Origin of the sequence: Cytobacillus sp. FSL R7-0696 (genome assembly GCF_038006865.1) — a bacterium.
GTDB classification, from domain to species: domain Bacteria; phylum Bacillota; class Bacilli; order Bacillales; family Cytobacillaceae; genus Cytobacillus; species Cytobacillus kochii.
Window position 1 is genome coordinate 996,446 of the sequence record NZ_JBBOWA010000001.1, and the last position, 12,939, is coordinate 1,009,384.

Genomic DNA, 12,939 nt, shown 5'->3' on the forward strand with positions numbered 1-12,939 from the left:
TATTGACGTAGTATTAAATTTTCAGAATAATTGTAATTGTTTACAGAAAATGAATATGAGGTGATTGTTTTGAAGAAGAAAAATTTTACTAAGAAAGTGATTTTACCCACTGCATTAGCCTTGTCCGTCACATTCACGGGGTTTTCTCCATTGTCCACATATGCAGCGATTCAAACAGAGACCAATGAAGTCATCTGGCAAGCACCGAAAGGATTAAATAAAGAGGAGGTTGTACAAGCTTATTTACAGGACCAATTAAAAGATCAGCCCCAACCTAAAGCGCGTTCAAGTAAAATGAATGTGAATCAATTTAAGATCATTGATGAACAGGTTGATAAACAAATAGGAACAACTCATATGAAAACCGTTGAGCAAATTAACGGGGTCCCAGTTTACGGCTCAGGCCAAACAATTTCACTAGATGAGAACTTAAATGTTTATGCTTCTATCGGAGAAGTAAATAACGAGTTAGTAAAAGTAAATATCAATACAACACCTACTATTACTAAGGAAGAGGCAGAGTCTCAGGCGAAAGCTGCGATAGAAAATGAAATTGGTGCGATAAAAGATTATGATGGCATGGAAACAGATCTGATGGTATTTCAAAAGAATGATGAATACCATCTGACCTATTTAGTTAAAGCCTCCACTTCTATTCCTGAGCCTGGTTACTTCCATTATTTTATTGATGCGCATACGGGTGAAGTACAACATCACTTTAATGCCCTTCATTCTGCGGAGCCGGAAACAGAAACTGTCAGTGCTCGTGGATTAGACTTATTAGGAAAAATGCAAAATTTCAATGCGACAAAGAATATGGAAACGGGTAAAACCCATTTATATTCATTAGAAACTGTCAAAAATCGTTCAGTACCCATTCATACGTATGAGGCACAAAGAATGGGTGAAACGCCTTTTATCCTTTTGTCTGCCTTACTAGGATTTACAGGTTTTGAAGTAGAGACAGCGTCTAACTTCTTCTACGATCCAGCAGCTATTTCTGCCCAACAAAACTCGATAAAGGTAAACAAATACTATCAAAACGTACATGATCGTAATAGCTTAGATAACGATGGTATGAAGATTATTAGCACCGTGCACATTGGTGATAAGTGGAATAACGCAGCGTGGAACGGGAAACAAATGCTTTATGGAGACGGTGATGGTTCATACTTCAGTTCACTAGCAGGGGCACTTGATGTTGCAGGACATGAAATGACACATGGCGTGATAACAAATACAGCTAATTTAACGTATGAAGGTGAATCAGGCGCACTAAATGAATCCATTGCTGATATTTTCGGTGTGTTAGCAGAGAATCATTCCAAAGCTGAAGAAGATAGAAATTGGGTAATAGGGGAAGACGTATACACTCCTAATATCCCAGGTGATGGAGGGCTTCGCTCCCTAGAGAACCCGAAAGACAACTCACTTCACCCGAACTATGGGATGAAAGATGATGCTTATCCTGACCATTATGATGATCGCTATTTAGGAGAGTTAGATAAAGGTGGCGTCCATATTAATAGTAGCATTAACAATAAAGCAGCCTACCTTATTGCAGAGGGTGGAGAACATTACGGTACCACTGTTAATGGAATAGGATCAGATAAATTAGGCAAAATTCTTTATAAAGCATTAACAGTCAATTTAGTACCATCATCTAATTTTACCGAGATGAGAGAAGCTATGGTGCAATCTGCACGTGATTTATATCCTGATAGAAATGGAGAACCTTCCGCTGAAACAGCTGCTGTAATGGCTGCTTACGATTCAATTGGAGTATTAGAATAAACATTCAATCTTGTGTACTGAGGTAATCATAACGAACAAACACTATGAATAATAGTCTTTGTTCGTTTTTTTGTGGAAATGGCTAGAGTTCAAATTTCGTTGTGCCTTAGAGCCATTCTAGGATCCCACTCATATTTGGGGGTTTTCTGATTTATAGACTAAACCTACGAATAGCTCACACAACCTATTTGTCTGGCTTTCGTTTCCTGATTTGAAATTCGAATGACGTGCAAAACGCTTTTGCTGTTCGGCTTTCTTTTCGAGTTTTTCCTCTGAGTGACCAATCTTTTTTCTGTCTTTTCTGCGTATACGCCTCTTGGATGTAATTACCTACCTTTTGCTCCCTTTTGCGCGTATATACCTAATGCACGCAGTTCTTTACCTTTTCTTACTCTTTTTTGCGCGTAAACCCCTCTTGCACGCAATTCTCTATCCTTTTTTACTCTCTTTTGCGCGTAAACCCCCTCTTGCACGCAATTCTCTCTCTTTTTTTACTCTTTTTTGCGCGTAAACACCTCTTGCACGCAATTCTCTCTCTTTTTTTACTCTTTTTTGCGCGTAAACCCCTCTTGCACGCAATTCCCTATCCTTTTTTACTCTTTTTTGCGCGTAAACGCTTCTTGCACGCAATTCCCTATCCTTTTTTACTCCCTTTTGCGCGTAAACCCCTCTTGCACGCAATTCCCTATCCTTTTTTACTCTTTTTTGCGCGTAAACCCCTCTTGCACGCAATTCTCTCTCTTTTTTTACTCTTTTTTGCGCGTAAACGCCTCTTGCACGCAATTCTCTCTCTTTTTTTACTCTTTTTTGCGCGTAAACGCCTCTTGCACGCAATTCCCTATCTTTTTTTACTCTCTTTTGCGCGTAAACGCCTCTTGCACGCAATTCCCTATCTTTTTTTACTCCCTTTTGCGCGTAAACGCCTCTTGCACGCAATTCTCTCTCTTTTTTTACTCTCTTTTGCGCGTAAACGCCTCTTGCACGCAATTCTCTCTCTTTTTTTACTCTCTTTCGCAACGCGTATACAAGACTTGCGCTCATTCTCAGCTGTGTTCCTCCTGTTTACTATATTCTTGTTTATAACCTAAGAATATTTCTGTACGCCTATCAGACAAAATACCCACTAAAGTTAGAATATTAAAAATAATATACCAATTCAATAAATCTATATTACAATTGTATACATTAATCATTAAATAGATTTAGGGGGTAAGTACCATTGTCAGTAGGCCATATTATTAAATTTTATAGAGAAAAAGAAGGTATGACTCAATCACAATTAGGTGACGGTATTTGTACCGCAACACATGTGAGTAAAATTGAGAATGGTAAAACCGATTATTCATTAGAAATTATTCAATTGTTTTCGCAAAAGTTACAAATTGATTTACAAAAAGAAAGTGAAAAGTTCGAGGAAATCGAAAAAACATTGCATTCTTTCAATGAAGCTTTGATCTTGAATAAGATTAAACAGGTAGAGTCTTACCGAAGAATTTTAAATAATATACCGTACTTACTATCTACTAAGTATGCCTATTTTTATCAACTGGTAATGTTACGATATTGGTTCGTAAAGGAGGAGAAGAAGGAGATCGATGCCCTCTTAGGTTCTTTAGACAAGGTAGAAGCATGGATGAATCCTTATGAAAAAAACTTTTTACTTCATATGAAAGGATGGCATCTCATCCGCTATTCTTCTAAAAAAGATGATCATTATGAAGCCATCGCTATTTTCAATAAAATCCAGATTGCCTATTACCCAAATGAGGAATTCTATTATCATTTAGCACTTGCTTATCAATATGTAGGCAGACAAGTAATGGCATACATGTATGCAGAAAAGGCATTAAAATACTATAAAGAAATCAATAATTACGCTGATGCAATTAAGGCGGAGTCCTTATTGTTATTACACATATCTGAAGACCCTTATATCGATGTGAAACCTATGTATAACCGATTAATTTATGCGTGTGAATTAATTAATGATAATGACAAAAAAGGGATGTTACTGAACAATCTTGGAAACACGCTTCTCAGAAGAAAAGAATATAATGAAGCTTATCAATACCTGAAGGAATCTATACGCCTATGTAATAAAAAAGGTAAAGTCTACATTCATCGCCTTTTCAATTATATTCTCGTTGCAGTTGAAGGCCATTTAAGTAGTAAAAAAACCTTAAGAAAAAATATTATCGAAGGACAAAGAATAGCACTAGAACTAGAAGAAGATGTTTTTATACACCTTTTCAAATTATTGGAGTATAAATTAGAAGATGAACAAGACAAATACCAACTATACTTAGCAGAAAAGGCATTCCCATATTTCAAAGAACATCAACACTTTGCCTTAATGAAGTCATCTTTGAAGGAATTAGTCGAGATGAACCAAATGAATTCTTCCCCTCAGCTAACAAGTGAATTATTAGAAGAAGCTATTCAGCTTATATAATTTTCTAGTGGCACTATAACTGTAAAAAGTATCATCCCCTGGTATCCTTATCAAGCTGCACGACAAACAAGAGATTGAAAGTTTTAATAAACAAAGGAAATGAAGTATTTTAAACGAATATCTAAAAAGATAAAAATATACAACACATCTATTCCATATAGATCATTTTGTAGAAAGTGAGACCCCCATTATCTTTCTATTATTCGAAAGGAGTTTGAAGCATTCTTGCATAATCCAATTTGATTTACCCCTACAAATCCAACTTTAGACGAACAAAACTTGGGGGAAATAATCATGTTTCGAAACAAAAATTTTGCTTTATTAGTATCCGGACAGTCTCTTGCGAATATGGGGGATATTCTTTATATTACATCAATCATTAGTATGATGTATCAATGGACAGGGTCAAGCTTTTATACAGCATTTGTTCCTTTTACGATAACATCAGCTATGTTTCTATCAAGTTTACTTTCACCGCTTGCGATGAATCGTTGGAACTTAAAATGGCTACTCACCTTTTCACAAGTGGGGAAAACGATCATTATTATCCTACTCACCCTTCTTGTAACTGAAATGGTTGCTGTACCGTTGATCATTGTCTTTATACTCATTGCTGGCATCGGGTTGCTCGATGGCTGTGCGAATCCGATCAGCCAAACATTGATTCCTCATTATGTTAATAGTGAGCAATTAGTGAAAGCAAATGGGTTTTTCGATACGATTACACAAATCATTCAAGCTGGCATGTGGTTCATCAGTAGTTTGTTGCTCATTCGTATTGGCAGCAACAGCTTATTGTGGGTAGTGATTGGTTTATTCTTCTTATCTAGTTGTTTCCTTTCTTTTTTAAACAACGTACAAAGCTCAAACGAAAAACAACCGTCTCCGTTTGTCGAAATGAAAGAAGGTTGGCACATCCTGTATCGAACACCGATATTGCGAAAAATGGCCTATATTGAAGGGCTTGATTCCATCGCTGCTACAGTATGGATCGCTGCTATTCTCTATGTATTTGTGTGTGAAAGGCTACAAGCCGACCATCAATGGTGGGGCTGGATAAATGGCGCTTTTTTCCTTGGGCTCATTCTCGGCAGTCTTTATTGTATGAAGTATGCAAAACTAGTAGAAAACAAAATACAAAAGGTGTTTCTGCTAGGGGCCATCGCAGCGTTTTTTAGTACTTTCGTATTCGCTTTTAATACGCTACCCGTTCTTGCACTTATCCTTGCCTTTTCATTTGGTGCTTCTATGCAAATAAAAGGCATACCGCAACATACAATGATTCAAACGAGTGTGTCACTTACACAGTTATCAAAGGTGTACGCCGCACTAGGCGCTTTGGGTACAGGTATTTTCGCCCTTTCCTCTTTATTGATGGGATGGCTCGCTGAAACGTTTAATGCGCAGCTTGTTTTTCTCATCTCTGCCGCTTTAATGGCCGTGATAAGTATTTTAATAAAAGTTAATCAACAGGTTTTTGTTAAAGGAAATGTGAAGCAAACGTAAAAAAGAGGGGGCGGACATCCGCTCCCTTTTTCACTATCTTAGGGGTATCTTCATCTCATCAAGCTGTAGTGGGATATTCGCACTCAAGGAGCCTAAATTTACACGAATGATATAATCGTCTTCATCACCTTTTATTTCATAAGTGCTACGGAAATGAAGGGCTTCTTGATCGATTACTTCTGTTTTGTGCTTCATTGGCGCCTCATAAATATCCTTTCTCTCCTTCTCTACTATAGTAATATCGTTTTTAGCAAAATCTTTATAGAAGGTAAAATCACGACCGAATGTCTCTCCTTGATTTATTTGATAATCGAAAGTGACTTTCCCTTTATGAACTTCCAACTTATCAATTTCGACTGAAAAAGCCTGACGCTTTGATGCTATTTTAAATGGTAATTTGTGTTTTAATGATATAAATTGATCAGGTGTTGATAATCGGACAAAGGGTTGTAGAATTAAATCGTCTTCATTAAGCCGTTCTAGAATTATACTTCTCCCCTTCACTATAAAACGGCCATCAGCCACTCCCCTTTGTATACTATGATCAATAGATATTTCAATAGGTTTCCCACTATAATCGGATGCATTTAATTCTACAAAATCATGTTGCTCATCTTTTGGAAAAGTAGCTGTGTAATCAATAGTAGTAGAGGCCTTTCCCTTTATGACAGAGTCAATATGTAATTTCATATCCAATTTCTCATCTGTGACACTTTTGTTCACTTTCACTGTTTCATAAGGTAATTGTTTGATCGGCACATCAAATTTCCAGTTACCTTCTTGTTCACCAACGCTAAGAAAGGCCAAAGGAAAAGTAGTTTCTTTTGGAAGCTCTTTTTTGGGGTAGGGAAATTGAATATGACCAATATACCGTTCACCATCTTTCTTCATATGAACGAGTTCTTGACTTTCTGATATGTTCTCATCTCCGTCAAAAATTTCATATAATGCTTGAATCTGTTCCTCCTTGCTATCTATACCTGTGACCGAAAATACCGCTCCAACAATGGTTCCATCATAATAAACTTCATTCATCTCGATACCCATACCGTGTTGTGTAGACGTTTCGTGTAATTCAGTTACCAACCCTTGAGATTGTAAGCTCCTACCAACCGAATCATTAAATGTGGCATAGACATTACCAATTAAGGGAATTTGGGCCATAGCCTGTGAAAAAGTAGGAGAAAGAAAACTAGTAAACAATAAAATAATAGCTGCGACTGATGATAATATAACGACACTTTTTATTCGGGGTTGAGATTTACGCTTTTTTTGTTGAGCTCGATATTTACCTACTTTTATCGCCTGCTTGAGAGAATCCTGCGGTACTTCTATATCCTTATAAGCTTCTAGGTATTCTTTTTCCTTCATCATAATAATCCCCTCCTAACTTTTCCTTTAACTTTTCTTTCCCTCTGCGTAAATACGTTTTAACTGTTCCCTCGGGTATTTTCATTACTTTTGAAATTTCATTTATTGTTAGGTCATGAAAATAAAAGAGAATAATAGCATGTTTTTGCTTTTCTTTTAACGTTCGAATAACATCTAGTAGATCTAGTAATGCCTCTGATGTTGGTTCGTGCTGCTGCTTAAAAATCTCATGAGTCGCTTGAATCCTCACTTCCTTGTTCCGCTTCTTTAATACGCTATAAGCACAATGGATCAAGATTCTCGTTAACCATGTGAGGAAATACTTCTCCTGTTTTAATTGTTCTATAGCAATGAAGGCTTTATAGGAAGCTTCTTGCACGACATCAAGGGCATCCTCTCTATTTTGCACATATAAGTAAGCAGTCCGGTACAGTTGGTCACTATGTATAAGCAACAACTCTTCTAAAGATTCCATATCTCCTTTTATTGCTCTTTTAATTAAGCTACGTTCATCCAACCTTTTTCCTCCTCTTTTTGCCTATTAGAGGAATGCCTAGCTCAAATAGTTTCAATAAAATGATTACTTTTATAAAAAAACAGGAAATAAAAACGGACAAAGTAAAAACATTGTCCGCATATCTCTATCAATTTAAACCATAACCGCTTGTACAAATAAAGCAAAGACAACAAATAAATGAACAACCGCCAATATCCCAATATATAAACCATTTAGCGGAAAGAGTAATAAGTGAATCAAAATAAGTAAAAAGCACTCCACTGCAAACAAGATAACAGTCAGCCCTATTCGATTGGCTAGCTTCTTTTCATTCCTTACTCTTCCCTCTTTATAACCAGCGATAAAACTGACACTACCCTTACGTTGAATTAATACACCAATGACCACTAAAATACTACAAAGGAATAAAGCAAGAATGATCTCCACCAACCTATGTGACCTCCTACCTTCTATCTATTTTTAAAAAAAATGTATAGGAAAAAGTTTAATTCATGATAAATGAGCCTAAATAGAAACTATATATTTTTGCTAGGGAGTGTGCATATATCGTGTTTGATCTTTTTGATTGGCTTAGACTTTTATTATCTGCCATTATCATTTTGCCATTAACAACAATCGTTCGAGAGTTTGGGTATTACCTAGCAGCGACCATTTTAGGGAGCAAAGAAAAGAAGTTAGTGATTGGAAGTGGGCCGGTATTATTTAAAATACCTACTATCGAAGTGAGAAGATACTTCTTTATGAATAGCTGGATGGAGTATGAAGAATTAAATCCGAGCGGACGCTTTTGGCACGGGTTCATTTATGCTTCTCCTATTTTAACGACAGGTGGTTGCGCGATTATTGCTAATTCGCTTGTATTAGAAGGGGTCTTACCAAATAATATTTTCTGGCAAACATTTATCTTTTATTGCTTTTATTATGTATTTTTTGATATTGTCCCTGTTTATTTGCCAGATGGTCAACCTACTAACGGTCGGGCGATTTTTGACCTTATTTATTACGGGGAGCGCTCCGATTATTTAAGACAGAAAAATAGCCAAAGTAATGAGCAACGAGCTTACACTGATGAACAAGAAGAAACAATGGAGAATAGGGATCGAGATGAAAAAGAACATAGTGACCATACCCAGCCTTAATAATTTCCTTAAGCTGAAGCTGAATCTATCTCACTGTTTTCTTCACGTTTACTTAGTTGATGATAAAAAATATTGACCGCCGTGAAATAAATCATAGCACCCATTACCAAAAATATAATGAGTTGGATAACCTTTTCTTCTTTTAATAAATGTTCTGTATGATAAACAAATTGTAATTGCTCATTCAATGAAATGGGAGAGGTAAATATCGATAAAATAAAACCTAAAATAACGAAAATGCCATAAATATTTAAAACAAACCTTATCGTTAATTTTTTATCATACACGTTTACCTGCTGTTCCTGTGGTCTTGTGCCCATTTAACCTCCCCTTTCATTCATCATGATTAACACTAGAAAGAATATAAAGAAGCATATCGGTAAAAGAAAACTTAAAAGCGTTGTCTTCGTTTGATAGTTTTCCTGCTTCCTTTTTAACAAACGATCGATAACAAAAAACAACCATGCGGCAATTAAACTAATATGTAGGAGAACGAGTCCAAATATAGTATGGAAGAGAAAGGTAAGGATGATAGCTAACTTATTTTTCTTTTTAGCAAGTAAACTGGCAAGCCAATCACTAACGAGAGAAGTCGCTATTCCATAGATATAAATGACTGGAAGGCTATACATCATAACAAACCCAAGGAATTCTATGAAATAGGAATGATCTCCTACTGTAGAAATGAGAGTTAAGGTCAGTGGATAAAGCACGCTTGTAATGGAAGCCGCAATCAATTTTCGTCGAAACATATTGCCACCTCTCATGCAATTGGATACCCTAATTATAACATAATTTTGAAAACTATATGAATTTTACCATTATGAACTTGCGATTCGATCAAGCTTTTTCAATCCCGATTGTTCAAACTCATTGGCTTCCATCTTTAATCGGTTGATGTCATCCTGTTGATCTAATCCCGTTTCTAAAACTTCTTTCTCTAATTGATGTACCTCCGCCTTTAATGAGAAAGCTGTAGAGAGGTCGGCACTCGCCCCTTCAAATACGGATAACATACTTTCAGTTAGATTTTCAGGTGGCGGATATTGACTGTATAAACTTGCTAGCTTCGTTGCCTCTTCATATAAAATTTCTAGTTCCTTTAACATCTCTTCTGCTTGATTATCTTCCTTTGCTTCTTCATATGCCACTACATGAGTTTGATAAGACGATTGTTTAGCTAACATTTCTTCCTTAAATTCTTCGAAAGCAGATTTCTTTGTGCATCCGAAAAGTAAAACTATCATGAAAATGAACAGACTATATTTAAGCTTCAATTGTATCCCCCTTTGGCAAAATATAAGTACTACAGCTCCAATGCGTGTGATGAATCATTCCGTGCCACTGTCGTTTTTCTAACTCTCTAGCAATGAGGCGATTGAATATGCCATGTCCGACTAAACAGATCGATCCTTTTTCTCGCGCTTCATTTATGAGAACATCAGCCGCGGCAATAGCTCTCTCTTTAGCTTCACGATAAGACTCACACCCATGCTTGGCACCTAAAAACCATGCGATTCTTAAAAAGAGTGTCCAATGATTTGGCTTTAACCTTATAAACTTACTTAAGTAAATATGAGGAAGCTCTGCCTCCCGAAAAAGAGCATCAGCTGCATAATTTTGATTGCCACCTAAATGATGAAGAGTCGCCGTCGCACGTAACAAATCACTCGTCAGCAATGTATGTGCTTTTTGAACCTTTTCGATTGTCAGTGCTGGATATTGTTCCATTGGTTCGACTCCGGATTCATCATAAGCTTCTACCCACGAACGATACTGCTGCCCATTTATTCGTTTATTCTCTTTATGAATGGAGGCGCCATGTCTGATTAAGTTAATTTCCATCCTTATCACTTCTCTTTCCTTGCCTAACTCTACCTATGTCCACCTTCTCATAGGGATCATTCGCATAGTTAAAGCCTTTCATTAAAAGTTAAATGATACATTCTCTTCTTAAAAATATTCTATTTAGTAAACACAAATTCCTTTTCTTTTTATTCAAAATATATTGAATAAATAATTCTAAAAATATAGAATATAGACAATCTACTTATCCATTATAAGGAAAGGAGCCAATTCATGTTTCATACGCGGTCATTTAAAATATTATGGTTAGGAAATTTAATCTCTGAATTTGGTGGGTCCATCGGGGGCATTATTAATGGCTTATTACTCTATGAGCTGACAGGTTCAAAGGAATGGATGGCAACCATGTGGCTCTGCTATTTCCTACCTTCACTCTTTATTCAAAGCTTGAGTGTCCCGTTTTTAAACAATATCAATAAAGAAAAAATGTTATTTGTCATCCAACTCTTCCGCTCAGCTGTCTATCTTTTACCCTTATTAGGAAGCATAGTAGGCATAAACAATATAACCATAGTAGTGCTTGTCATTCTGCAATGTACAATCGGTATATTGCAACCAATTTATGCTAGTATCTCATTCGCTTTAATACCCATATATTGTGAAGATAACAAGCTTGTCTCAGCCAATAGTTCGCTTGATGCAACGATAAGGTTAATGAGCTTTATCGCACCAGGAATCGCTTCTTTTTTCTTACTTGTCTTCCCTCTACACTTTCTTTATCTACTCACAACATTGCTCTTTCTTCTCAGCGCTTTTACAATACACCAATTGCCATCCACAACAACAAGATCTTCAGTTAACAAAAATAAAAAAAGTTGGCGCACAGCATTCGTAGCAGGCTATCAAACCTTCTTTTCTTATCCCCCTTTATGGAAGTTAACCCTTCTCTCTTCAGCGGTGCAGTTTGCTGTAGGAGCAACAATGGTGATAAAGATTCCATTTTTTCGTGAAGAATTAGGCGGCACTTCCTGGGAGTATGCCCTATTTGCCGCTGCTTTTCCACTTGGTTATGTACTAGGTACATTCTTGTTAGCGAAGTTGCCTAAGAACAATGTAACGCTTTATCTCGGGTTGTTTGGGGGCGGACTTTCTTTTATGCTATTGTCTCTCACACCATCCATAACCTTTGCATTGGTTTCCGAGCTACTTGGCGGCTTACTATTTCCATTATTCAACGCACAGAGTGTAGCCATTTTCCAAAGAGCGGCTCCTAGGGATCAATTAGTAGAATTAAGTGCCATCCGCCTCCTCTTTTTAAGAATAACGATGCCTTTAGGGATTTTATTTGCCTCTTTGCCATTACCAACTAGGGACATCTACCTTTATATCGCTGGGCTCATTATCTTTTTAGCGATCGTTTCCTTCTTTAAGGGGGCTCGTGTTTCTAGCAAACACCTTACAACTTAAGCTTTTTTCAAATTTATAAATCACTTGCCTTGCTCCAAAACGATCAATATAACAATCAATAGTGAAACCAAGTTTTTCTAAAAGTTGACACGACCGCTTGTTAGCTACTTGTGTTTCAGCGACAACCTTTTGCTCGTTAAGATTAGAAAAAGCAAACACCAACACTTCATGGATGGTCTCTCTTGCATACCCTTTCCCCCAACCATCAGGGAAAAATTGATAAGAGATTTCTATATCCGCCTCACAATGGTGGGGGGTAAGAGCGATGAATCCTAAGTGATGATGTGTATGCTTTTCTGATACGATTCAATAATACGATGATAAGTTCATCAACATATTCTCCATTTGCTCCTTTACTTCTTCAATTGTCCTTATCCCGCCAAGATACTCTCGGACCTCGGCATTACGGTACAATTTCACCATTGTGGGAAGATGCTTTATAGAGAGCGGAGTTAATACACATCTTTCAGTCGTCAACGGCATCATTTACTAATCTCTTCAATCATTTCTACACGATTGCCGAACGGATCTCTAAATTCAAAGCGGTCAAAACCTGGAATAGGGACACCCTCTATTAAACTAATGTTTTGCTGCGATAATACTTCCTTCCAAAAGGATAGATTATCTACTTCATAAGCGATATGTGCCTTTGTAGTCGTTCTGTCAAATCCATTTTCAGTGCCAACATGGACGGCACGGTCACCTACTTGTAACCAAAAACCACCTCTCCCTTTCAATGAAGCTGGTTTTTCAATCTCCTTTAATTGCAGAACTTCGCAATAAAACCGCTTGCCTTTTTCTTCTGCTCCTTTTGGAATTGTTAATTGTACATGATGAATCCCTATAATCATAATTTACCTCCTTTATCATTCTCTCCGAAAGAATAG

General features: G+C 36.8%; 16 protein-coding genes. 5 read left to right on the forward strand and 11 right to left on the reverse strand.

Features of this window, described 5'->3' with window-relative positions:
* Positions 1 to 69: 69 nt before the first annotated feature.
* Positions 70 to 1,794, forward strand: a complete 1,725-nt coding sequence (locus MKX29_RS05260) for a M4 family metallopeptidase (protein ID WP_341104466.1) — start codon at positions 70 to 72, stop codon at positions 1,792 to 1,794.
* 429 nt (positions 1,795 to 2,223) lie between these two features.
* On the opposite strand, the gene MKX29_RS05265 is transcribed toward MKX29_RS05260, so the two are convergent.
* Entirely contained in the window at positions 2,224 to 2,835 is a 612-nt protein-coding gene (locus MKX29_RS05265; protein WP_341104470.1) for a hypothetical protein, read from the reverse strand.
* A 178-nt stretch (positions 2,836 to 3,013) separates the two neighbouring features.
* Between MKX29_RS05265 and MKX29_RS05270 the strand changes: the two genes are divergently transcribed.
* Together MKX29_RS05270 and MKX29_RS05275 are read left to right on the forward strand one after the other, a co-directional pair.
* Positions 3,014 to 4,246 carry a helix-turn-helix domain-containing protein gene (locus MKX29_RS05270; RefSeq protein WP_341104472.1) on the forward strand — a complete coding sequence of 411 codons (1,233 nt, stop codon included), beginning with the start codon at positions 3,014 to 3,016 and terminating at the stop codon, positions 4,244 to 4,246.
* A 294-nt stretch (positions 4,247 to 4,540) separates the two neighbouring features.
* Positions 4,541 to 5,752 (forward strand): MFS transporter, encoded by a 1,212-nt coding sequence (locus MKX29_RS05275; RefSeq protein ID WP_341104474.1) that lies wholly within the window; start codon positions 4,541 to 4,543, stop codon positions 5,750 to 5,752.
* Positions 5,753 to 5,785: 33 nt separating this feature from the next.
* On the opposite strand, the gene MKX29_RS05280 is transcribed toward MKX29_RS05275, so the two are convergent.
* The 3 genes from MKX29_RS05280 to MKX29_RS05290 form a co-directional block, all read right to left on the reverse strand.
* On the reverse strand, positions 5,786 to 7,126 hold the full coding sequence (locus tag MKX29_RS05280; protein WP_341104476.1) for a DUF4179 domain-containing protein: 1,341 nt from the start codon (positions 7,124 to 7,126) through the stop codon (positions 5,786 to 5,788).
* Positions 7,092 to 7,640, reverse strand: a complete 549-nt coding sequence (locus MKX29_RS05285; RefSeq protein ID WP_341104479.1) for a sigma-70 family RNA polymerase sigma factor — start codon at positions 7,638 to 7,640, stop codon at positions 7,092 to 7,094. Before MKX29_RS05285 ends, MKX29_RS05280 begins: the two co-directional genes overlap by 35 nt.
* A 132-nt stretch (positions 7,641 to 7,772) precedes the next feature.
* A complete protein-coding gene (locus MKX29_RS05290; protein WP_341104481.1) occupies positions 7,773 to 8,069 on the reverse strand; it encodes a hypothetical protein in 297 nt (98 codons plus the stop codon).
* A 119-nt stretch (positions 8,070 to 8,188) separates the two neighbouring features.
* Here MKX29_RS05290 and MKX29_RS05295 point away from each other — a divergent pair, with 119 nt between their 5' ends.
* Positions 8,189 to 8,779: a hypothetical protein gene (locus tag MKX29_RS05295; RefSeq protein ID WP_224938959.1), complete on the forward strand. Its 591-nt coding sequence runs from the start codon at positions 8,189 to 8,191 to the stop codon at positions 8,777 to 8,779.
* Between the two features lie 8 nt (positions 8,780 to 8,787).
* Here the strand turns inward: MKX29_RS05295 and MKX29_RS05300 are convergent, their stop codons facing one another.
* The 4 genes from MKX29_RS05300 to MKX29_RS05315 all read right to left on the reverse strand — a co-directional run bounded on the left by MKX29_RS05300 (position 8,788) and on the right by MKX29_RS05315 (position 10,624).
* Positions 8,788 to 9,099 (reverse strand): hypothetical protein, encoded by a 312-nt coding sequence (locus MKX29_RS05300; RefSeq protein ID WP_341104484.1) that lies wholly within the window; start codon positions 9,097 to 9,099, stop codon positions 8,788 to 8,790.
* Positions 9,100 to 9,531, reverse strand: coding sequence for a hypothetical protein (locus MKX29_RS05305; RefSeq protein ID WP_224938961.1), 432 nt, complete (start codon positions 9,529 to 9,531; stop codon positions 9,100 to 9,102).
* A gap of 69 nt (positions 9,532 to 9,600) precedes the next feature.
* Positions 9,601 to 10,056, reverse strand: coding sequence for a hypothetical protein (locus tag MKX29_RS05310; RefSeq protein ID WP_341104486.1), 456 nt, complete (start codon positions 10,054 to 10,056; stop codon positions 9,601 to 9,603).
* Entirely contained in the window at positions 10,046 to 10,624 is a 579-nt protein-coding gene (locus MKX29_RS05315) for a histidine phosphatase family protein (RefSeq protein ID WP_341104487.1), read from the reverse strand. Before MKX29_RS05315 ends, MKX29_RS05310 begins: the two co-directional genes overlap by 11 nt.
* Before the next feature lie 234 nt (positions 10,625 to 10,858).
* Between MKX29_RS05315 and MKX29_RS05320 the strand changes: the two genes are divergently transcribed.
* Positions 10,859 to 12,052: an MFS transporter gene (locus MKX29_RS05320; protein ID WP_341104489.1), complete on the forward strand. Its 1,194-nt coding sequence runs from the start codon at positions 10,859 to 10,861 to the stop codon at positions 12,050 to 12,052.
* On the opposite strand, the gene MKX29_RS24460 is transcribed toward MKX29_RS05320, so the two are convergent.
* Genes MKX29_RS24460 through MKX29_RS05330 form a run of 3 tightly spaced genes read right to left on the reverse strand, consistent with a single transcriptional unit; the run spans position 11,993 to position 12,903 of the window.
* Positions 11,993 to 12,358 carry a GNAT family N-acetyltransferase gene (locus MKX29_RS24460; RefSeq protein WP_425389321.1) on the reverse strand — a complete coding sequence of 122 codons (366 nt, stop codon included), beginning with the start codon at positions 12,356 to 12,358 and terminating at the stop codon, positions 11,993 to 11,995. The genes MKX29_RS05320 and MKX29_RS24460 overlap by 60 nt on opposite strands.
* The gene (locus tag MKX29_RS05325; RefSeq protein WP_341104491.1) at positions 12,359 to 12,538 is read right to left on the reverse strand and encodes a hypothetical protein; all 180 of its coding nucleotides are present in this window, start codon (positions 12,536 to 12,538) and stop codon (positions 12,359 to 12,361) included.
* Positions 12,535 to 12,903: a VOC family protein gene (locus tag MKX29_RS05330; protein WP_224938966.1), complete on the reverse strand. Its 369-nt coding sequence runs from the start codon at positions 12,901 to 12,903 to the stop codon at positions 12,535 to 12,537. The genes MKX29_RS05325 and MKX29_RS05330 overlap by 4 nt, the downstream gene beginning before the upstream one ends.
* Between the last annotated feature and the right edge of the window lie 36 nt (positions 12,904 to 12,939).